Source organism: Streptomyces rugosispiralis (assembly GCF_024505145.1).
Classification (GTDB): domain Bacteria; phylum Actinomycetota; class Actinomycetes; order Streptomycetales; family Streptomycetaceae; genus Streptomyces; species Streptomyces rugosispiralis.
Window position 1 is genome coordinate 35,586 of the sequence record NZ_JANIAA010000045.1, and the last position, 20,271, is coordinate 55,856.

Sequence of the window (20,271 nt, forward strand, 5' to 3'; positions counted from 1 at the left end):
CCTGGTCCCATCGTGAGCACGGCATGTGAGCAGTCTCGTCGCCGAGGCCTACCTGGCTCCCGCGGCCGGTGAAGCCGACATCATCAGCTGTGCCACCCCTGCCACCGGGCCCGTGATCAAGGGTGACTGGCGGGAACCCGGCTCCCATCTCGACCTCGTCGGCAGCTTTCGCCCCACCATGCGAGAGGCTGACGACCAGTGCGTATGCCGCGGCACCATCTTCATCGACACGCCACAGGCCCCGCACGAGTCCGGTGATCTGACTCAGCCCATCGGTGCCGGACTCCTCACCCCGGACGACATCGCCGGCACCCTGCCCGACCTGTGCGCCGGCACCATCCCCGGCCGCCGTACCCAGGAAGGGATCACCGTCTTCAACGCGGTCGGCAGCGCACTCACCGACCTCACCGCCACCTCGGCGGTCCACCGCTCACCCGGTCCGTCCCCCCGGGCCCACACCTGCCAGGAGCCAACATGATCGAGCAGAGGCCCAAAGGGGGCGACGACTCCGCACCTCAGCGACCGCCACGCGATGGATTCCTCGCCCGCGCCGCTACCCGCAGCGCGGCCGTGGCCGAACGGTGGTTCCCCAACACCCTCGTCTTCGCACTCCTGACCGTGGCCATCGTGGCCATCGCGGCAATGAGCATCGGATCGGGCCCCGCAAAGGTCGCCTCTGTCTTCGGCGACGGCTTCTGGGACCTGATCCCCTTCACCATGCAGATGGCCATGGTCGCCATCGGCGGTTACGTCGTGGCCACCGCCCGCCCCATCCAGCGAGTCATCACCCGCCTGGCCCAAGTCCCCGCCACAGAGCGGGGCGCCGTCGCCATGGTCGCCGCCATCAGCCTCACCTCCGCCCTGCTGAACTGGGGCTTCAGCCTCATCTTCAGCGCCCTGCTCGTCAGGCGCCTGGCCGAACGCGGCGATCTGCGCATCGACTACCGGGCCGCCTCGGCAGCCGCATACCTCGGCCTGGGCGGTAGCTGGGCGCTCGGTCTCAGCTCCTCAGCCGCTCAGCTCCAGGCCAACGCGGAGAGCCTGCCACCCTCCCTGCTGCCGATCACCGGCGTCATCCCCTTCCGGGAGACCATCTTCACCTGGCAGTCACTCACCCTCGCGGCTGTCGTGATCGTCGTGTGCGTGTCCATCGCCTACCTCACCGCGCCACGTGGCGACAGCGTGCGCACCGCGGCCGACCTCGGCATTGACCCCAGCGACCCCGTCGAAGACGACCAGCCCCGCACCCGGCCGGGGGAGTGGCTGGAGTACAGCCCTCTGCTCACCTTCGTCGTCGTCGCCCTCGTCGCCGGATGGGCCGTGCAGGAGTTCGCCGACAAGGACCCCATCGTCGCGATCTCCGCACTCAACACCTACAACCTGCTCTTCCTGACGCTCGGCATGCTGCTGCACTGGCGCCCGCGCCGGTTCCTCGCGGCGGTGACCAAGGCGGTTCCGGCCACGGCCGGCGTGCTCATCCAGTTCCCCTTCTACGCCGGTATCGCCGCCATCATGACCAAGGCCACCAATGGCTCGGGCGACAGCCTGTCCCACTACCTGGCCTCAGCCTTCACCGGCGTCGGATCCTCGGCCCTCTTCCCACTGATGATGGGCGGCTACTCCATCATCCTGGGGTTCCTCATCCCCTCCGGCGGCGGGAAGTGGATCATCGAGGCGCCCTACGTCATGCAGGCCGCCAATGACCTCAATGTCAACCTTGGCTGGACCGTCCAGGTCTACAACGCGGCTGAAGCACTCCCCAACCTCATCAACCCGTTCTGGATGCTCCCGCTGCTGGGCGTCCTCGGCCTCAAGGCCCGCGATATCGTCGGCTACACCTTCCTCTACCTCGTCGCCCTGCTGCCGATTGTGCTCGGCCTGCTCACCCTGCTGTCCACCACGCTGCCCTACCACCCGCCCGTCCAGCCCTGAGCCTGAGTTTCAACCTGTGCCCGGCTGTCCGGTGCCGTTTCGGCTGGGGCTCCGCAACTGCCAGGGAGCCTTTGCCTGTTGGGGGGCGGCGGACAGGTTCCGGAACACTGTTGGGACGGCCTCTCGGGTCTGGCCGGTGTTCCGGAACCTTCGGGAGTCGCGGGCGGGCTCGGCCGATCCCGTCATGTGGACGCGGACCCAGCCGCGCTGCTGAGGGGAGAGCGGTCGGCGGCCTCCTGGCCGCAGCCCTCGGTGGAACGGTCGGCCCGTACCGCGGGGTTCGCCTCCGGACTGGGGCCCGGGCCGGTCCGGCTGCGGTTCCGTCCGGCCGAACAGGAGACCCCCATGACCGGGGGTTGCTGTCCGTTCGTCCGCGCTCATGTGTTCACGGGGAAGGCCGTGCGTCGGCCGAAGCCGACGACGAGCGCGATGAGGGCGAGGACGATCAGTACTGCCGGAAGCGTTCGGGCGCCAAGACCGTCGACGACGACCGCCCCGAGGGCTCCACCGCCGAAGATCGCGGCGTTGAAGGCGGTCGTGAGCATCGCGTTCGCTATATCGGCGTTCTCACCGGCTGCCGCGCTCATGGCTGTTTGCAGGTGGGTTGCCGCGCCACCGAAGGCGACTCCCCACAGAGCGATGGCGAGGAGTGCGCAGGAGAGAGAACCCTGGGCGGCCAGGAGAATCGCCCCGGCGACGGCGAAGAGTGCCACGCTCACCAGCGTGAGCCTGCGCAGAGCACGGTCGATGAACAGGCCGGTGATCCAGATCCCGATGAGAGCGGCGACGCCGAAGGCGACCAGCGCGAGGTCCGGGCGGAGCGGGAGGTGCGACTCCCGCAGGTAGGGGGCGATGTAGGTGTAGAGAAGGTTGTGGGCGAGCATCCACGTGAAGACGACCACCAGGATGGTGGGCACCCCGGGAAATGCGAACACTCGCCGGAGTGGCATCCGCGTCTGTGCGCGCTGTCCCGGGGCGTCGGGCACTACGGCGCGGACAGCGATCATGATCAACGCCGCCAGCAGTGACATCGCGGCGAAAGACCATCGCCAGCCGAGTGTGCTGCCGAGCCATGCCCCCAGAGGCGTCCCGACGGACAGTGCCACCGGGGTTCCGGCCATGGCGACGGCCAGGGCCCGCCCGGCGTGCTCGGGTGCCGCGATGCGGCGTGCGTAACCGGCGAGCATGCCCCACAGCAGGCCGGAGAAGGCTCCCGCGACGAAGCGGGCTGCCAGGGCGAGGGTGAGGGAGGGCGCCAGGGCGGTGACGGCGTTCGTCGCCAGGAATCCCCCGAGGCCGGCCAGGAGAAGGCCCCGCCGCCGCAACTCGCGGGTCAGCGCGGCCGCGGGGATCGCCGCGAGCACCGTGCCGAGCGCATAGGCGCTGACCAACTGGCCCGCGCCGCCCTCGGAGACCTGGAGTCCCGATGCCAGCTGAGGCAGCAGACCGGCCGGCAGCGTCTCAGTCATGATCACGAGGAATCCGGTGCAGGCCATCATGGCCAGTGCCGGCACGGGAAGGCCTTGTCGGGCATGGGTGGGGGGCGGGGCAAGAGGTGTGGTGGCCACGGGGGACGTCTCCTCGATATTTATGGATTGATCGATCTCATATTGACACCGGCGGCTCGCCGGGTCAAAAGTGGATCGTTCAATCCGTATTTCTGGGGGTGCTCAGCGCCACCCGTCGGCCGTCCCCGCACTTTCGATGAGCCTGTCGTCCTCGAAGCGGCCATGCCGCTCTTCTGGTGTCAGGGCTGCGAAGCCACGTCGCTCGCACAACTCCACGAGGCGACAGGGCTGTCCTCCGCGAGCCGCTACGGCGCCTACGGCTCCAAGGGAAACTGTTCAGGCGCGCCGTGGAGCATTACATCGCCGGACCGGGCAGCGTCACCGACGTCATCGCGGACGAAGCACTGAGCCCCCGGGAAGCGAAGTCGTCGCTTCGCGCCGCGCGACCGACCGTGCGCACATCGCCCCGACTGTCACCGACGCGGTCGCAAGAAGCCGACCACCGTGCGCCGACCACCAAAACGTGCCGCTCCTGAAGAGATCACTCCACCGGGCCACCACCGGACCGCTCTTCTTCGCCCCACTGGTGGCGCGGTCAATGACGCCGCCGCGTTCCCACCGCTCATATGCTGCCTCTCACGCGTCTTATGCGCTCACCGGAGTCGCCTTTACCACTCCGCGCACCGCGTTCGATCGGCACTCGTCGGGCCCGCGCGGCCTCACATCCGGGATCTCAGAACGTCGACCTCACAGCCCGGTGCGGACGGGTCGAAGCCGTGCTCGATCAGCCAGCGAACCGCCAGCAGGCTTCGCAACGACCACCACGCGTGGATCACGTCGAGGTCGATGTCGGTGCCATAGCCGGCGATGACGTCGTCGAGGTGCTCCTGGTGTCCGAGCGTGAAGGTGGCGAGGTCGTACAGGGCATCACCCTGGCCCGCCTCGGACCAGTCGATGATGCCGGTGACCTCGTCGCCGTCGACGAAGACGTGCGCGATCTGCAGGTCGCCGTGTGTGAACGCGGGAGTCCACGGCCGGAGCGCGGCCTCGGCGACCTGGCGGTTGCGGGTGACCAGGTCGGCGGGCAGGACGCCGTTCGTCACGAGCAACTCGCACTCGTCGTCGAGTTCCGCCGCCAGCGCGACGATGCTCCGCCCGGCCCGGCCCGGCCGGGCCGGGGCGGCAGCGGCGCGTCGTGCAGCTTCCGGATGGCGGCGCCCGCCGCGGCCCACGCCGCCGGCGACCCGGTCGACGGCCCGCCGAGGCGCCCGAGCGTCGTCCCCGGGACCGCGGCGATCGCGAGTACGGGCGGCTTACGCCACAGGACCTCCGGGGTCGGGACCGGCGCGAGGGACATCGCCTCGACCTCGACGTCGATGCGCGCCTGATCGGAGTCCACCTTCAGGAACACGTCGCCGACGCGCAGAGTCGCACGCTCGGAATGGGCGACGACGACTTTGACCTCATCCATGGGCGACCAGTATCCCGGGGGTGATCGCCGACGTCGCCAGGTTTCTCGCGTGCGATTACGCGGCTGAACGCGCCCGCTACCCGGCGGCCTCGTGCACGACACGACCTCTGACGAGGTCAAGCCCACCACTTTTGTCAGGAGTCGTACTGGTACGAGAGCCGGACACGCTCCAGGTCCGCGTGAGGTGGACCCGGACGCTCGAGGTGAGTCGACGCGGCCGTAAGGAAGGGCTCGCGTAGGTCCACACCAGCGGGGGAGACGGCTCTGCGCTCGGCGTCGGTGAGGCGGTCGGCTCATTGACGCCTCGACTCACCATCGCGCACAAGGCGGTCCGGCCCGGAGCCATGGGTGGGGGCTCCGGGCCGGATCTCCCTCGACTGTACGGGCCTGCGGCTATGTGCCCTCGCCGTCGTCGGTCTCACGAAGAGACCGGTCTGCCCGCCATCGTCGAGAAGACGCTGTGGCTGCGCGAGTACATCGGCGTCGACCACGAACACGCCGACACCGAGGCCGGCCCACATCGCATCGAAGCGATCTTCCACTGCACCCCCGAAGGCGACCCCCGGCCAGCGGCCTCACCCCCTTTCCCGGCACCCACCGGGCCCCGGCACCCCGACTTCTGGAGCCTGACCCGGAGGCCAGGCCGACGGTGAGTTCCTGTTCCTTCACGAACTGGCCGCCCCGATGGCCACGCCACCGTCCACGGCATCCGAGGCCCCACGCCGGACCACCTCCTCCGCCCATCCAGCGGCAGTCCGCTGCTGCTGGGCCGAGAACTCGCAGCCTTCGGCGACCCGCTGCCGGAAGGATTCCAAGATCTCGTCGGCCCGGTAGGCGGTCGCCCGCGAGATGCCCGGCTCGCGGGCCAGGGAGGCGATGGTGGGCCTGCCGTCGCTGTGCTGGGGGGCGCCGCCCAAGAGATGGTCCATGGCCTCGATCAGTGGCCGGTTCGCGGTGTGGACGGCCCCAGCCGTCGGCTGATGTTTCCTGGGCACCGGGCAAAACTCACGCGACCGCTGTCGGCAGGTGATGCGAGACTCGGGCCCATGAAGCCCAATGATCCTAAAGACGACCTGCACCGCTACCTCAAAGCGGCCCGCGAAGCCGTCATCTGGAAGCTGGATGGATTGTCCGAGTACGACATCCGCCGCCCCCTGACGCCGACTGGCACCAACCTCCTCGGCCTCGTCAAGCACCTCGCCAGCGTCGAGTTCGGGTACTTCGGCCCGACCTTCGACCGCCCGCACAACGAAGCGCTTCCCTGGCACGAGGAGGGAGCCGAGGCCAACTCGGACATGTGGGCGACCACCGACGAGTCGCGTGAGGATGTTCTCAGCCTCTACCACCGCGCCTGGGCGCACGCGGACGCGACGATCGAGGCGCTGCCGCTCGACGCGATGGGCCACGTCGCATGGTGGGGCGACAGCGGAGACGTGACGCTTCAGCGAATCATGCTGCACATGACGGCCGAGACGAACCGGCACGCCGGCCACGCCGACATCGTCCGCGAGCTGATCGACGGCAAGGTCGGGATGCGGGAGGGCAACAGCAACATGGATGGCGGCGACGAGGCGTGGTACCAGGATTACTGGAACCGACTCGAGGCGTCCGCCAAGGAGGCTCAGGCCAAGCAGAGCTGAAGTCGTTCGTGCGAGGGCCGTGGTCAGTGGTGCAGGGAGGACGATGGGTGAGCTGCCGAACGTGGTCGTGACGGTGTCGCCGTCGACGTGGACGTCATTGACGGTGAGTTGGCTGACGGTGGGGACCTTCTGTGCGTAGAGGATCAGCCGCAGTCCGGCGACGCCGGCCGCCGAAGTCGGGCCCCCGCCTCTCCGCTTGACGGTCAGGCTCACCCGTCACCGTTCGAATCCCGATACGCCAACGAGGACTCCGTGTTCACTCGACGAACCCAGGACGATGAGCTGGCTTTCGACGCGCCCACGTCCGCGTGCCGCGTGCGTGGCGAAGATTGCACTCAGCGAGGGCGGGCCGCCGTGGCCACCGCGCTGTGTGCTGTCATCTGGGGCACCCTGGGGCCGGTTACCGCCAGGTTTCCGGTCGGTCCTTCCACATCGCCGAACTGCGGCCTGGGCCGTCGCAACCGCCATTGCCATCACAGGCATAGTCCCTCGTAGCGCTTCCCGGTGAGCACACCACCTTCAGCCTGCCGGGGGCCGCGCTGGCTCTTCTCGCAGCCCTTCTCTACGCGGGGCAGGCGAGCGCTCTGCAGATTGTCGCCGGGCGGCATGGCGCCGTCACCGCCACCGCCACCTCCTTCGGCGTCGGCGCGTTCCTTCTCATCCCCTGGCTGCCCAGTGGCCTGGCGTGGGCCGGTGGAGACCTTCGCGCCGGGATCAGCGTCCTGTACATCGGTGCGGTCACCACCGCCGTGGGCTACCTGCTGTTCACTTACGGCATCCATCACCTCGGTGCGCCCACCGCCGTCACCATCTCCCTGCTGGACCCCGCTGCCGCCGCTGTCATCGCCGCCGCCTGGCTCGACCAGACCCTCACACCCATCCGCTGGTTCGGCCTTGCCGTCGTTCTCATCGGCCTCGCCGTGATGACACGGCCCCGTCGCCCCTCCGTCCCGGCGCACTGGTGAGCGGGAGCTGGTGCTGCTCCCGGCAGGGACCCACGAGACGCACTGCGACGCGGGCCGGGCCGTTGGCCGGCCCGAGCCCGGTCTCTTTGAGACCAGCAGTTCTGTCGCCACCCCGGACACATCACGGTTCACACCGGAAGCCCTCCGGGCCGGTCGACCGATAGTGGATACGGTGAAGGACGTTGCTCCCGCGGAAGTCGGGGAGATCGACGCGCGCTGGGAACTGCCAGGGCCCTTGACGCGCTCGACCGACTTCATCACGGGTCGGTGTGAATGCCGCAGATCTTTCGTCAGGCGGTCGCGTTGCCCGCCAGGGACTGGGTGCGCACGACTTGCGAACACCTCCACGGATGGCTTAGAGGTCGTTGCATTTGGCGACGGGAGGGCTGCGCGGGCGTCGCGTTCAGAAAGAGGGGCTTCGGTCCCGCCGGCTCGCTCCGCGCCAGTGGGCCCAAGGCGGCAGTGAAGGGGAGGCTTGCATGCATGTATTGCATCGACCGATCTAAAACGGCTAGGGTGACATCATGGCCCGACCGCGGATGTTCGACGAGGAGCGGGCCCTGGACGCGGCGATGCGCACGTTCTGGGAGAAAGGCTACGAGGCCACTTCCACCCAGGACCTGTGCGAAGCCACCGGACTGGGGCGCAGCAGCATCTACAACACGTTCAAGAGCAAGCACGACCTGTTCGAGCGTGCGCTGGCCCACTACATCGATACCATGGCCACCGCCCAGCTGGCCGCCCTGGAGGACACTCGACACAGCGCCGCCGACCGCATCCGAGCCCTGTTCGCCATGGTCGTCGACGGCGAGACCGAGCACCGGGCCGGCGGCCGCAGTCTGGGCTGCCTGACCGTGAACACCACGGTCGAACTGGCCGCTCGCGACAGCCGGGCGGCGGGGATGCTGGAGCGCGACACCGCCCGCAGACTCGCGGTGCTGCGCGCGGTGATCGACGAAGGCCGCCGGGACGGCAGCATCACCTCCCAGCGGGACGCCGGAGCACTCGCCCGCTTCATCAACGCGGCGATCGGCGGCATGCGCATCTCAAGCCAGGGCGGCGCCGACCGGACCGCGCTGGAGTCGATCGCCGAGGTCGCCCTCGACGCACTGACCCACTGACCCGCTGACCCACGCTCCGCCCAGGGCGGTGCTTGCCCATGCCCAAGTTTTGAACTGATCGATTCATAACCCTTCATCATCACGCCACCCGGCTCCCACGCCGGTGGCGGCGTCCCCAAAGGAGACCGAACCGTGCCCCGTGCCGTATACGTCCTGGCACTCGGCATCTTTGCCATGGTGACCAGCGAGTTCGTGGTCGCCGGACTGATGCCGCAGATGGCCGACGGCCTGAACGCCACCATCCCGCAGATCGGATACCTCATCACCGCGTTCGCGGTGGCCATGGCGGCCGGCGGGCCGTTCCTCACCGTGGCGGTCATGAAACTCCCGCCGCGGACGGCACTGATGGTGCTGTTCGTCATCTTCCTGGCGGGCAACGTCCTGGCGGCCACCGCGACCGGCTACGCCACGATGATGGCCGCGCGGATCATCACCGGCATCGCCTCGCAGGCCTTCTTCGGTGTGGGCATCTCGATGTGTGCCCAGATCACCCGCCCCGAAATCCGCGGCCGTGCGATCGCGGTCGCGATGAACGGCCTCATGCTCGGCACTCTGCTCGGACTGCCCCTCTCCACCCTGGTCGGTGAGCGGTTCGGCTGGCGTGCGGCGTTCTGGACCATCACCGCCATCACCGTGATCGCCGCCGTGACGACCCTGTTCGGCGTGGACCGCATCGAGCGCGCCGAGGGCGGCGGCGGCTTCGGACAGGAGGTCGGCGTCTTCAAGAAGCCCAAGCTGTGGCTGGTGCTGTCCACCAGCACGCTCATCATCGGCGCCACCTTCTCCGCCTTCAGCTACTTCAACCCCATCCTCATCGACGTCACCGGTTTCTCCACCGGCACCGTCCCCGTCCTGCTGATCGCCTACGGCGCCGCCACCGTCGTCGGCAACAACATTGTCGGCCGCTTCGCCGACCGCCACACCGTCCCTGTCCTCGCCATCGGCCTCGTCCTCAACGCCGTGTTCCTGGCCGGCTTCGCCCTGCTCGCCGACCTGCCCGCACCGGCCGTCATCTGCATGATGGGCATCGGCCTGGTCGGCGTCACCATGAACCCGGCCATGGTGACCCGCGTCCAGCGCACCGGAAACGCCGGCCCGCTGGTCAACACCGTCCACTCCTCCTTCATCACCCTCGGCATCATCCTTGGCTCCTCCATCGGCGCAGCCGTGATCGACACCTGGGGTCTGCGCGCCCCGCTCTGGCTGGGCGCGGCCATGGCGGTGGCCGGCCTGGCCACCGTCCTGCCCGATCTTGCCCGCCGCTCCACCCCCACAACAGGCCTTGCCTCATACCCCGCCGAAGAGGCAGAACGAGTGTGAGCGGTCACGTCATTCGGCAAGGCGGCGGTAGCAGATGATGGCTACGGCAATGCCGGTGAAGGCCAGGAAGTGCTCGGCCTTGCGCTCGTAACGGCGATGCAGCCGACGGAAGCCGCCCAGCCGGCTCACGGTGCGCTCGACCGTCCACCGGTGTCGCCCGGGTCGAGTCGAAGACTCGACGCCCTTACGGGCGATACGGGGTGTGATGGGCCGGCTGTGAAGCCACCTCCGCAGGTGGTCGTAGTCGTACCCCTTGTCGGCGTGGAGTTTGGCGGGGCGGCGCCGACGCGGGTCCGCTCGGTAACCAAGTGGATCTTCGATCCTTTCTTGCCCCGGTCTACGGGATTCGGGCCCGTCAGTTCCCCCTTTTGTCTGCCGCCAAGTGCAGCCGGAGGCAGCCACGAACATGATTGCCGCCAGTACCTCCTGGTCGCCGTAGCGTCGACGGCCACCGCCTTGTCGCCGGACCGGTGCGACCGGCACCACCCGTTGGAGCAACTCCCACAGTCCGTCCGGGACCAATCGCTCCATGATCGTCATGGACATACAGCCTGTCGATCACGCCTCATGAGGGCGTTTCAGGCGTTCAGTGGCCTTGTCATGCGGTCTTGGTGCGGAAGGAGCGGAGGCCCCACGCGTAGCCGACGACGGCGATGACGGCACACCAGGCGAGAGCGAAGACCACGCTGTTGCCGACCGGGGTGTCGGTCAGCAGCGCGCGGACGCTGCCCACGACGGGGGTGAAGGGTTGATATTCGGCAAACCAGCGGATGCCGACGGCCATGGACTCGGTGGGCACGAACGCGCTGGACAGGAACGGCAGGACGGTGGAGATGATCTGGGTCATGCTGTTGGCGCCGGTGGGGGTCTTGGCCGCGAGGCCGATGGCAACAGCGAGCCAGGTGAGCGCGAAGGCGAAGGCGAGGATGATCCCGGCGGCGGCGAGCCAGGCGAGGGGGCCGCCGGCGGGCCGGAACCCGACGAACAAGGCGACCAGGGTGAGCAGAATGGCCGCGAGGACGGTGCGGAAGATGCCGCCGACGACGTGTCCGATCAGGACAGCGCCGCGGGCAAGGGGCATGGTGCGGAACCGGTCGATGATGCCTTCGGACATGTCGGTGGACACGCTGACCGCGGAGGGCAGGGCTCCGGCGGCGACGGTCATGACGAGGATGCCGGGGGTGAGGAAGCCCACATAGCTGAGGGTGCTGCCGGACCCGGATAGGCCGGCTCCCACGTAGTCGCCGAAGACGTAGACGAACAGCACGAACATGAGCACCGGCAGGGCGACGGAGGCGACCAGAAACAGCGGGTAGCGGCGTAGGTGTCGCAGTTCCCGGCCGACCATGGCGGAGGAGTCTTGGGCAGCGGTGGCGAGCGTCATCGGTGATCTCCGGTCCGCGCGGTGTCCTCGGTACGGGTCTGCGGGGTGGTGCCGGAGAGGGCGAAGAACACATCGTCCAGGTCTGGCGTGTGCACAGTGATGTCCTCGATGGGCAGGCCGTCGGGAACCCGGTCGAGGACTCGTTTGACCGCCCCGCCGTCGGCTGCCATCGGGCACCGCAAAGTGAACGCGTCCGCGTCCGGGGTGCTGCCCGGGACCGAGCGGGCCGCGGCGTGGAGGCCGGCGGATGTCGCGAAGCGCAGGGTGATGTGCGCGCCGGGTGCGTGTTGTTTGAGTTCGGCGGGAGTGCCGTGGGCGACGACGCGGCCGTGGTCGAGCAGGGCGATCTGGTCGGCGAGCTCGTCGGCTTCCTGGAGATATTGCGTGGTGAGGAACACCGTCACGCCCTCGGCGACGAACTCGCGGACGATCTGCCACATCGTCTGCCTGCTACGCGGGTCGAGCCCGGTGGTCGGCTCGTCCAGGAAGATCAGCGCCGGGTCGCCCATCAGGGTCATGGCGATGTCGAGCCGCCGCCGCATCCCGCCGGAGTAGGTCGACGGGGGTCGGGACCAGGCCTCGCTGAGGTCGAAGCGTTTCAGCAAACTGCGCGCCCGGGCTTCGCCCTCGTCACGGGCGAGGTGGTAGAGCTTCGCCATCAGCAGCAGGTTCTCCAGCCCGGTGAGCATGCTGTCCACGGCGGAGAACTGGCCCGTCACTCCGATCCCGGCCCGCACCTCGGCGGGTGCCGTGCGCAGATCGTGGCCGAGTACCTCAGCGCTTCCGGCGCTGGGGAGGCGGAGGGTGGACAGCACCTGCACCAGAGTCGTCTTCCCGGACCCGTTCGGGCCGAGCAGGGCGAACACCGACCCGCGCGGCACCGTGAGCGAGACGCCGTCCAGGGCGACCTTCTTCCCGAACGCCTTGCTCAGGCCTGTCGCGACGATCGCGGGTGCGGCCGCACCGGCCCGCGACGATGCCGGCGCCGGTCCGGACACGTCACTGGTCACGACTGACACCCGTCGCCGAGGAGCCGTTCCAGCTCCGTCTCGGCGTCCTTGCTTCCGGCGTCGGAGAGCCGCTGCAGCTCGCGCGGATCGCGCCGTTCGACGGCACGGCGGGTCAGCAGTCGCCCGGCGTGCCGGCTGCCCTCATCGAGCAGCTCCGACAGCTCGTCCAGGTCACCGCGGGCGTCGGCGAGGTCGGCGAGACGGTCCAGTGCGGTCTCGTTGCCTTCGTCCGCGAGCGCGCGAAGGGTGTCTTCATCGAAGTCGTGAGCGGTCATGAAACCAGCCTGCGACCTTGCCCCAAGGGCAAGGTCAAGGACGATGATGGGGGATGCTTACGATCGGGCAGCTCGCCAAACACGCCGGCGTGTCAACCAAGGCCATCCGCGTCTACCACGCCAAGGGCCTACTACCCGAACCGGACCGGGACGCCTCCGGATACCGGCGCTACGATGCGCAGGCGATCATCGACCTGACCCAGGTCGTCACCCTCGCGCAAGCCGGTGTCCCGCTGGCCCGCATCCGGGACGTGCTGGACGCCGATACCGACCAGGCCACGGAACAGATCGACCGGATCGACGCCGAACTGCGCGCCCACATTCGCCGGCTCCAGCAACGCCGAACCCGGCTGCGTCACTTCGACCGGCCCGACCGCCTCTGCCTACCCCCCGAGGCCATCGAGTTCATGGACCGTCTACGTGGGATCGGCCTGTCCGAACGCCACGAGCACGCGATCCGCGACGGCTTCATCCTCGGCTACGCCCTCGCCGCCGACCTCACCCGAACCATCCTGCCCTCACGTACGGCCCTGTTGGGCGACGACGAGTACGTGGCCGTCCTCCGCGGCTACGACGACGCCATCGACTGGAGCCCGGACGATCCCCGACTCGATGAGCTCGCCGACGCGGCGACGCGGCTCGCCCTGCGCATGACGATGGTCTCCGACCTCCCCGGCTTCGACCGCGTGCCATCGGAGACCATTGACCTTCTCACCGGCCACCTCGGCATCGACAGCCCCGCGTGGGAACGCCTCGACCAACTCATCACCCGGCGGCTCACGACCGCCACACAAGTCCGCAATACCAACACGACCGGATAACGCTCCCGCGGAACCACAATTGATCAGAGGGCGGCTCCCCGGCCCTCCGTGCTCGATATCCCGCTCTCTCAGAACCAACGGGCGCTCGGCAGAGAGGGCTCCTCGTCGAGATCTGTGACCGAGCCGGTCAGCGGCTTCGTGCGGCCGCGGCCCGGTCGTATCCGCGCTGCGCTGCGGCGACGTCCTGGGCGCGCACGGTGATCCACTCGATCAACCCTTGCAGCCGGCCCGCGAGTTCGACGCCGAGCGGTGTCAGTGCGTAGCTGACGCGAGGTGGCGTGGCTGGTTCGACGGTGCGCTCGACAAGGCCGTCGCGAGCGAGGGCGCGGAGGGTTTGCGACAGCATCTTCTCGCTGATGCCGTCGACCCGGTCGCGCAACTCGTAGAACCGGTGCGATCCGGTGCCCAGGGCGCACAGGATGAGCGCCCCCCAGCGGCTGGCCACGTGATCGAGGATTTCGCGAGCCGGGCAGTCGCTGTGGAACACGTCATGTCGGCGGGGTGTAGCTGCGTCGGCCACCTGGGCTCCTGCGTTTTGGTTAGGGGCGCACTCTCAGGTACGTACTTACCAGAATATAGCTCCGGAGCTACGGTAGGCCCATGAGTGAACTGGGCGTGGAGATCTGGTCGGACCTGGTATGTCCGTGGTGCTTCATCGCGAAGCGCCGGTTCGAGCTGGCGCTGGGCGAATTCGAGCATCGCGCGGACGTGCGGGTGCGGTGGCGGGCGTTCCAGCTCGACCCGGCCGCCCCGACGCGGAGCACGACCACCATCTCCGAGCGCATGGGCCGGAACCTCGGTATGCACCAAACGCAGATCAGGGCCCAGTTGGACCGGATCACCGGACTCGCCGCAGAGCTGGGACTGAACTACCGGGTAGGCGACGCACGGGTGGTGAACAGCTTCGACGTCCACCGACTGCAGGCGTACGCCGACGACGTGGGAATCGGCGACGCCGTGCGGGAGAGGCTCATGCGGGCCTATACGGAGGAACGCGCCGACCTCGGCTCGCCACAAAGCCTTGTACAACTGGCCACGGAGGCCGGGCTCGACCCCGACCAGGCACGTCGGATCGTCGCCGGCCACGACTACGCCGAGGCGGTCCAGGCGGACGGAGAGCGGGCGCGGCGGCTCGGCATCAACGGCGTACCCGCGTTCCTCTTCGCCGGGCGCTACCTCGTCTCAGGCGCCCAACCAGCAGGCACATTCCTCGACATGTTGCGGATGGCGTGGGAGCGGACCGCCGCCCACGCGCCTGTCGGCCCCGGCCAGGACGGCCCCGCAACCCGATGACCGAGATCACCCACCGTTTCGTCCAAGCGGGCGGACTCCGCATGCACATCGCCGAGGCGGGCTCGGGGCCGCTGGTGGTGCTGCTCCACGGCTTCCCGGAAACCTGGTACTCCTGGCGCCACCAACTCCTGGCCTTGGCCGCGGCCGGATATCACGCCGTGGCCCCGGACCAGCGCGGCTACGGGCGCACCGACCAGCCGGACGCCATCGAGGACTACACGATCCTGCACACCGTGGGCGACGTGATCCAGCTGATCCACGTACTCGGCGAGGAGCGGGCTGTCCTGGCCGGACACGACTGGGGCGGGGCGGTCACCTGGCACGCGGCGCTGATGCGGCCCGAGGTGATATGCGCGGTCGTGTCCTTGAGCACTCCCTTCCAGCCGCACGCGGACGGCCCTCATCTGGCCGCGCTGCGCGCCGCCGCGGGGGAGGACTACGAGAACTACTACTCCGCCTACTTTCAGCGGCCGGGCGTCGCCGACCGTGAACTCGGACAAGACCCGCACGCGACAGTGCGCCGTGCGCTCTACGGGGCCTCCGGCGAGGGGTATCCGTGGAGCCCGGTCATTCCCGCGGGCGGACACGTGCTGGACATCTGGGCGGAGCCGAGCACGCTGCCCCCTTGGCTCACCGAGGAGGACATCGACACCGTCGCCGCAGACTACGCCCGCACCGGCTTCACCCCTGCCCTGAACTGGTTTCGCAACTTCGACCGCAATTGGGCACTCACCCATCCCTGGCACAACGCCGTCATCCGACAGCCCGCCCTCTACATCACCGGTGACCGGGATCTGGCAAGGACCCTGCCTGGCGCCGCGGAACTCCTCGCGGGCCGTCCGGCAGCGGTACCGCACGCGCGCGACGCGATCGTGCTGCCCGGCTGCGGCCATTGGATCCAACAAGAGCGACCCGAGGACGTCAACGAAGCGTTGATTGCCTTTCTACGGTCCCTGCCACAAGGCTGATCGCCTGGCGGTAGCACTCCACTGGGACCGCGTCCTATACGGTGAGGCGGGCGTTGGTCTGGGTGTGGGGCGGGGCACATGGAGCTGAATCGCGCCGGATGGACTGTGGGAGATCGCGCCTCCGCGCGCTGCCGCCTGACGACCGGCGGTTCGGGACCCTTTGAATAACTGTCCCTTCTGGGGCTGAGAAATCAAGGGGTCCCGCGCACGAGCATTGTGCGTCGGCTGTACGACAATCAGGTCCAGTCACATTGCCTAGCAGTGGAACGGAAACATGCATATATCGGCACAACATTCCGCCCTCCCGCGTCGTCGGCCGGGAACACCCGGTTCGGCCGCGTCGGTATCACGACCCCGCCCCACCGCACTTGAACCCATCAGTGGGGCAAGGGCGCGGGGGTCTGGGGCCGGGGGTGTTCAGGGCGAGCGCCGAGTGGGGGTCGGTGGCCTGGTCCAGGAACTCCACGGTGCCGGCCCTCTGCCGTGGCGGGTCACTACGCACAAAGGAGTGCCGGGACCCTATCGACGAGTGACAATGCGTACGGAGACGCCCAGTCGTCGGCGGTATTCGTCGAGTGACACCGACTCGTACTTGGCTCCGGCGGAGGCGTCGAAGAGGTGCTGGGCGACGTCGGCGGCGGACACCCCGGCCGCCTTCCACGCCTTCGCGTGCCCTCCCCGCGCCAGTAGCGCGGCGACGTCCGTGACGAGGTCTTGTTCGAGCTGACTCATCGGCGCCGCGGCGAAGGCTTGCGCTGCCCGCAGCATCTCTGCGTAGGTCTCCCGGTCGACGGTCCCGACAGTGACGGCGTGGAATGCCTCGAACGCTCCGGCAAGACGCTCCTCCACGGTGTGGTCGTCTCGACCGAGTGCCTGCCAGGTCGTTGAGCGCAGGTCGTCGAGCATCTGGGTCACGACCGCTCGGAAGAGGGCGTCCTTGGTCGTGAAGTGCAGATAGAGACCCTGTCGGGAGATCTCCGCGGCGCGGGCCACATCGTCCATCGAGGTTTTGCGGGGCCCGTATCGCAGGAAGACACCGACGGCCGCGCGGACGATGCCGTCTCGCCGCCCGGCAGGCTGTGGAGTGTCCGGCATGGTCAGCCGGCCTGACCGGTCGGCGTGGCCAAGGGATACCGGACTCCGGTCAGCCGGGTGCTCTCCTCCCACAGACGGGCGGCGACCGTGGTGTCGCGCGCCCGCCGGATGATCCGTCCGGGGCTCGGATGGCCTTTGGTCTCGAAGAAGCGCCGCGGCCCCCAATAGCTTCCGCCGGGCGCCGCCGGGTCGGTGGCGGCACGCATCGTGGTCAGAGCACCTTTATCCGGGCGCATGCCGAACCACGGGCTCACCCGCTGGAGGAACGCGGGGGAGTTGCGGGTCAGTTCGGTGCTGGTCCAGCCGGGATGCGACGCCGTTGCGGTCAGGGCGAGGGTGGCGGCGCGCAGTCGGCGGTCGAGTTCGAGTGTGAACATCATGTTCGCCAGTTTGCTCTGCCCGTACGCGGCTGCCGTCGAGTAGGGGCGAGTGCTCCAGTTGAGGTCGTCGAAGTCGATGCGGCCCTGTGTCTGCGCCAGGCTCGTCACGGTCGTCACCCGGGCGTCGGGAGTGCGCAGCAGCAAGGGAAGCAGGTGGCCGGTGAGTGCGAAATGCCCGAGGTGGTTCGTGCCGAACTGCAACTCGAAGCCCTGCTTCGTACGCGTCAATGGCGTCCACATCACGCCGGCGTTGTTGACCAGCACGTCCAGGCGCTCCTGACCCGCCAGGACTTCGCGCGCGAACGCCTCCACGGAGTCGAGGTCGGCGAGGTCGAGGAAGCCCGCCCGTACGGTTCCGCGGGGGCGGCGGGCCCGGATCCGATCGACCGCTGCGGCCGCCTTGACCGTGTCGCGACAGGCGATCAGGACGTCCGCGCCCTTGTCGGCGAGCATCGACGCGGCCTGGAAACCCAGGCCCGTGTTGCCACCGGTGATGATCATTGACCTGCCGCGCTGATCCGGGACGTCATGAAGAGTCCACGAGGACAGACCAACCACCTCCATGTTCGGATTGACGTAGGCAAAGTTGACAAATTCAGTCATGACTGTCAACCGCATGCGTCATGCCTGCGGTCTGTGCGGTGGGCGCCGCCGGCGAGTCCTTCGCGGCGCGGCCTCGCGGTACGGCCTCTCACCTGGTGAGTCTTCGGTGGCGGATGAGGGCTGCGGCGATGCCGACGAAGGCGGGGAAGTGCTCGGCCATGCGCTCGTACCGGCGGTACAGGCGGCGGCAGCCGGCCGACAGCCGGCAACGCCGTTTCACTCATTCCGTCAGCATCGCCGACCGGCCTCCAGGGCGACCACACGTTCGGGGCGCCGGGCGGTCGTCCGGGGCCGGGGCGGTGGAGTTTCGGTGTTCTGGTGGGGGAGGGCTCCGTCTAGAGTGTCGAGGATGCCGCTTGTCGAAGTGACCTATGCGCCCACGGTGCCCGAGCCCCAGCTACGCGAACTCGGCTCGGTGCTGCCACATCTGGTGTCCCTGGCAGTGGAGTGCCCCGAGGAACCGTACGACGGCGAGCTGCGACCCGGGGATGTGGAGATCCGCTTCCGGCCGCTGAGCCCGCTGGACCGTAGTGGCCTGACGGTGGTGATCGAGATCAAGTCGAAGTGGTCCGCCAGCAGGGAAGCCAACCGGCAGGAGCGCGTGGACGCGCTCCACGCGGACATCCGCGCCGCGACCGGGCTCGTCGACTTCGGCGTCTACCTGTCACTGCCGAGTGCCGCCTGGTCCCAGGGAGACTGACCACTCACACCCGACCCCGCAGCCAGGGCTGCCAGCTCTGTCCGGCTGCCCTGGAGGATGTCTCGTCGGCCTTGTGTGTCGTGGCCACGGACGAAGTGGGAGCACGCGCGCACGTGGCCCTGATATGCAGTCAGCTCTGAGGATATGGCCCCGTTCCGGAGGACCTACAACAGCGATGTAGGTCCTCCGGTGTGGAGGACCTTCCGCAGCAGCTCGCCGGACTCTGCGGGGTGCGTGGTCAGGCCGATGTGCCCGCCGGGGAAGTGCTGAAGCTCCGTGCCGAGACGCTCGGCGAGGAAGGCGGCCGAGCGGTAGGGCAACTCGCCGCGTGAGTCCTGTCCGCCGGCGAGCACAAGCCGGTCCGACAGCCCCTCCAGCCGATGGATGTCCGGGGCGTAGGACATGAAGCCGGGCACGATGCGGCCGACGAAGTACGGCAAGTTGGCCATCGTCTGCTCGGCCCGTGCCGCGGCTTGAGGCGGAAGCTTGAGCTCGGCCTTCGGCTCGGCGGCGGCGCCGTCCTTCTTGAGGCCCGCAGAGAACACGGCCATCGCCGGCATGAGCCCTTGGGTGCGGAACGTGTCCTGCACGCGTGTGAGGAGTGCGCGGTGTTCGGCCGCGTCCGGCAGGACCTCCACGGCTGGCGGCTCGTGCGCCACAACGCGTGCGATGCGTTCGGGGTGGGCGGTGAGCAGGTGCAGGGCGACGATCGCGCCCGAACTGGCGCCGAATACCTGGGCGGGCTCACCGGGCGACAGCAGTTCCAGCATCCGGAACGCGTCATCGGAGTGCTCGGCCACTTGCTGCTCGGCGTCGGGGTCGTCCAGTGTGCTGCGGGACATGCCGCGCGGGTCGTAGGTCGCGACTGTGTATTCGGTGGCCAGGTCAGCGGCGATGCCGTCGAAGGATGCCGCGCCGCCCGTCCCTCCGGGGATCAGCAGCAGGAGCGGGCCCTGGCCTCGCACTTCGTAGTGCAGGGTCGCGCCGTTCACACGCAGGCTGCCGTTGGTCCGGTCGGTCATGGGGAGTCTCCTGCTCGGGAGTCGGGCCAGTGCTCCAGGAGGGTGTGCAGGGCGTCGAGGGCGCGGATCCAGGACTGCTGCGGCGAACGCTCGTGCGCGAATCCGCCCGCCGCTTCCAGGGCGACGAACCCGTGGAACGTGCTGCGCAGCAACCGGACCGCGTCGGTCAGGTCCGGCTCGGCCAGTCCGTAGCCGCGCAGCATGCCGTAGGTCAGCTCGACAGCGCGCCGTGGACCGGGCGCTTTTGCGGCCAGCTCGGGGGCGATCTGGATCGGGGTCTGCGTTGCCGTGTAGCGGCCCGGATGTTCATGGGCGTACTCCCGCCAGGCGTTCGCAAACGCGATGAGCGCGTCCTTGCCTGCTCGCCCGGCGGTCGCCTCCGCAATGCGGATGGTCTTCTCGTCCGCCGCCAGAAGCGCGATCCGACCGCGCAGATCCTCCAGGCTGCGGACGTGCGTGTAGAGGCTCGCGTCCTTCACGCCCAGCCGCCGCGCGACCTGAGACATGGTCACCTGGTCGAGCCCGACGTCGTCCGCCAGTTCCGCGCCCGCGATCGTCACCCGCTCCGTTGTCAGCCCGGCCCGCACCATGCACCTTCCTAAGATCCTTGAGGCTCTAGGTTTATCCTAGGCCCCCTAGGAAAGCAATCGCGCGCACCCAGCAGGGGCGTCCGCGGGCTCACGGACGGCTTGAAGTTCCTCGGTGGTGGGCTGATCAGGGCATCACTCAGGAAGGCCGGTGCCTGTTCGGGCCCGGCCTGCAG

21 protein-coding genes and 2 pseudogenes are annotated in these 20,271 nt (G+C 68.7%); 10 read left to right on the forward strand and 13 right to left on the reverse strand.

The window, feature by feature from the left end:
• Positions 1 to 25: 25 nt before the first annotated feature.
• Complete coding sequence (locus tag NP777_RS39895) at positions 26 to 478, forward strand: hypothetical protein (protein ID WP_256655070.1); 453 nt, start codon at positions 26 to 28, stop codon at positions 476 to 478.
• The gene (locus NP777_RS39900) at positions 475 to 1,932 is read left to right on the forward strand and encodes a short-chain fatty acid transporter (protein WP_256655071.1); all 1,458 of its coding nucleotides are present in this window, start codon (positions 475 to 477) and stop codon (positions 1,930 to 1,932) included. Before NP777_RS39895 ends, NP777_RS39900 begins: the two co-directional genes overlap by 4 nt.
• 377 nt (positions 1,933 to 2,309) lie before the next feature.
• On the opposite strand, the gene NP777_RS39905 is transcribed toward NP777_RS39900, so the two are convergent.
• The 3 genes from NP777_RS39905 to NP777_RS39920 form a co-directional block, all read right to left on the reverse strand.
• A complete protein-coding gene (locus NP777_RS39905) occupies positions 2,310 to 3,431 on the reverse strand; it encodes an MFS transporter (protein ID WP_256655107.1) in 1,122 nt (373 codons plus the stop codon).
• A 728-nt stretch (positions 3,432 to 4,159) separates the two neighbouring features.
• Positions 4,160 to 4,672, reverse strand: a complete 513-nt coding sequence (locus NP777_RS39915; RefSeq protein WP_391858667.1) for a phosphotransferase — start codon at positions 4,670 to 4,672, stop codon at positions 4,160 to 4,162.
• Positions 4,673 to 5,576: 904 nt separating this feature from the next.
• Positions 5,577 to 5,840, reverse strand: coding sequence for a hypothetical protein (locus NP777_RS39920; protein ID WP_256655072.1), 264 nt, complete (start codon positions 5,838 to 5,840; stop codon positions 5,577 to 5,579).
• A 117-nt stretch (positions 5,841 to 5,957) separates the two neighbouring features.
• Here NP777_RS39920 and NP777_RS39925 point away from each other — a divergent pair, with 117 nt between their 5' ends.
• The 4 genes from NP777_RS39925 to NP777_RS39940 all read left to right on the forward strand — a co-directional run bounded on the left by NP777_RS39925 (position 5,958) and on the right by NP777_RS39940 (position 9,957).
• The gene (locus tag NP777_RS39925; RefSeq protein ID WP_256655073.1) at positions 5,958 to 6,551 is read left to right on the forward strand and encodes a DinB family protein; all 594 of its coding nucleotides are present in this window, start codon (positions 5,958 to 5,960) and stop codon (positions 6,549 to 6,551) included.
• A 539-nt stretch (positions 6,552 to 7,090) separates the two neighbouring features.
• The gene (locus NP777_RS39930; RefSeq protein ID WP_256655109.1) at positions 7,091 to 7,516 is read left to right on the forward strand and encodes an EamA family transporter; all 426 of its coding nucleotides are present in this window, start codon (positions 7,091 to 7,093) and stop codon (positions 7,514 to 7,516) included.
• Between the two features lie 524 nt (positions 7,517 to 8,040).
• The gene (locus tag NP777_RS39935; protein ID WP_256655074.1) at positions 8,041 to 8,637 is read left to right on the forward strand and encodes a TetR/AcrR family transcriptional regulator; all 597 of its coding nucleotides are present in this window, start codon (positions 8,041 to 8,043) and stop codon (positions 8,635 to 8,637) included.
• Positions 8,638 to 8,769: 132 nt separating this feature from the next.
• A complete protein-coding gene (locus NP777_RS39940) occupies positions 8,770 to 9,957 on the forward strand; it encodes an MFS transporter (protein WP_256655075.1) in 1,188 nt (395 codons plus the stop codon).
• A gap of 9 nt (positions 9,958 to 9,966) precedes the next feature.
• Here NP777_RS39940 and NP777_RS39945 read toward each other — a convergent pair.
• The 4 genes and pseudogenes from NP777_RS39945 to NP777_RS39960 form a co-directional block, all read right to left on the reverse strand.
• Positions 9,967 to 10,488, reverse strand: a pseudogene (locus NP777_RS39945) (transposase).
• A 67-nt stretch (positions 10,489 to 10,555) separates the two neighbouring features.
• Entirely contained in the window at positions 10,556 to 11,341 is a 786-nt protein-coding gene (locus tag NP777_RS39950; RefSeq protein WP_256655076.1) for an ABC transporter permease, read from the reverse strand.
• Positions 11,338 to 12,351, reverse strand: a complete 1,014-nt coding sequence (locus NP777_RS39955) for an ATP-binding cassette domain-containing protein (protein WP_256655077.1) — start codon at positions 12,349 to 12,351, stop codon at positions 11,338 to 11,340. Before NP777_RS39955 ends, NP777_RS39950 begins: the two co-directional genes overlap by 4 nt.
• On the reverse strand, positions 12,348 to 12,626 hold the full coding sequence (locus tag NP777_RS39960; RefSeq protein ID WP_256655078.1) for a hypothetical protein: 279 nt from the start codon (positions 12,624 to 12,626) through the stop codon (positions 12,348 to 12,350). The genes NP777_RS39955 and NP777_RS39960 overlap by 4 nt, the downstream gene beginning before the upstream one ends.
• A 53-nt stretch (positions 12,627 to 12,679) precedes the next feature.
• Between NP777_RS39960 and NP777_RS39965 the strand changes: the two genes are divergently transcribed.
• Positions 12,680 to 13,447 (forward strand): MerR family transcriptional regulator, encoded by a 768-nt coding sequence (locus NP777_RS39965; RefSeq protein WP_256655079.1) that lies wholly within the window; start codon positions 12,680 to 12,682, stop codon positions 13,445 to 13,447.
• A 127-nt stretch (positions 13,448 to 13,574) separates the two neighbouring features.
• Here the strand turns inward: NP777_RS39965 and NP777_RS39970 are convergent, their stop codons facing one another.
• A complete protein-coding gene (locus NP777_RS39970; protein WP_256655080.1) occupies positions 13,575 to 13,967 on the reverse strand; it encodes a winged helix-turn-helix transcriptional regulator in 393 nt (130 codons plus the stop codon).
• Between the two features lie 80 nt (positions 13,968 to 14,047).
• Here NP777_RS39970 and NP777_RS39975 point away from each other — a divergent pair, with 80 nt between their 5' ends.
• Together NP777_RS39975 and NP777_RS39980 are read left to right on the forward strand one after the other, a co-directional pair.
• The gene (locus NP777_RS39975) at positions 14,048 to 14,740 is read left to right on the forward strand and encodes a DsbA family oxidoreductase (protein ID WP_256655081.1); all 693 of its coding nucleotides are present in this window, start codon (positions 14,048 to 14,050) and stop codon (positions 14,738 to 14,740) included.
• Entirely contained in the window at positions 14,737 to 15,708 is a 972-nt protein-coding gene (locus NP777_RS39980) for an alpha/beta fold hydrolase (RefSeq protein WP_256655082.1), read from the forward strand. Before NP777_RS39975 ends, NP777_RS39980 begins: the two co-directional genes overlap by 4 nt.
• Positions 15,709 to 16,227: 519 nt before the next feature.
• Here the strand turns inward: NP777_RS39980 and NP777_RS39985 are convergent.
• The 3 genes and pseudogenes from NP777_RS39985 to NP777_RS39995 all read right to left on the reverse strand — a co-directional run.
• A complete protein-coding gene (locus tag NP777_RS39985; protein WP_256655083.1) occupies positions 16,228 to 16,803 on the reverse strand; it encodes a TetR/AcrR family transcriptional regulator in 576 nt (191 codons plus the stop codon).
• Positions 16,804 to 16,805: 2 nt separating this feature from the next.
• The gene (locus NP777_RS39990; RefSeq protein ID WP_391858669.1) at positions 16,806 to 17,747 is read right to left on the reverse strand and encodes an oxidoreductase; all 942 of its coding nucleotides are present in this window, start codon (positions 17,745 to 17,747) and stop codon (positions 16,806 to 16,808) included.
• 127 nt (positions 17,748 to 17,874) lie between these two features.
• Positions 17,875 to 17,982, reverse strand: a pseudogene (locus NP777_RS39995) (IS5/IS1182 family transposase); the annotation flags it as partial.
• A 153-nt stretch (positions 17,983 to 18,135) separates the two neighbouring features.
• Here NP777_RS39995 and NP777_RS40000 point away from each other — a divergent pair.
• On the forward strand, positions 18,136 to 18,486 hold the full coding sequence (locus tag NP777_RS40000) for a hypothetical protein (RefSeq protein ID WP_256655084.1): 351 nt from the start codon (positions 18,136 to 18,138) through the stop codon (positions 18,484 to 18,486).
• Positions 18,487 to 18,650: 164 nt separating this feature from the next.
• On the opposite strand, the gene NP777_RS40005 is transcribed toward NP777_RS40000, so the two are convergent.
• Both NP777_RS40005 and NP777_RS40010 read right to left on the reverse strand, forming a co-directional pair.
• On the reverse strand, positions 18,651 to 19,508 hold the full coding sequence (locus tag NP777_RS40005) for an alpha/beta fold hydrolase (protein WP_256655085.1): 858 nt from the start codon (positions 19,506 to 19,508) through the stop codon (positions 18,651 to 18,653).
• Positions 19,505 to 20,098, reverse strand: a complete 594-nt coding sequence (locus NP777_RS40010; protein WP_256655086.1) for a TetR/AcrR family transcriptional regulator — start codon at positions 20,096 to 20,098, stop codon at positions 19,505 to 19,507. Before NP777_RS40010 ends, NP777_RS40005 begins: the two co-directional genes overlap by 4 nt.
• Positions 20,099 to 20,271 lie beyond the last annotated feature (173 nt).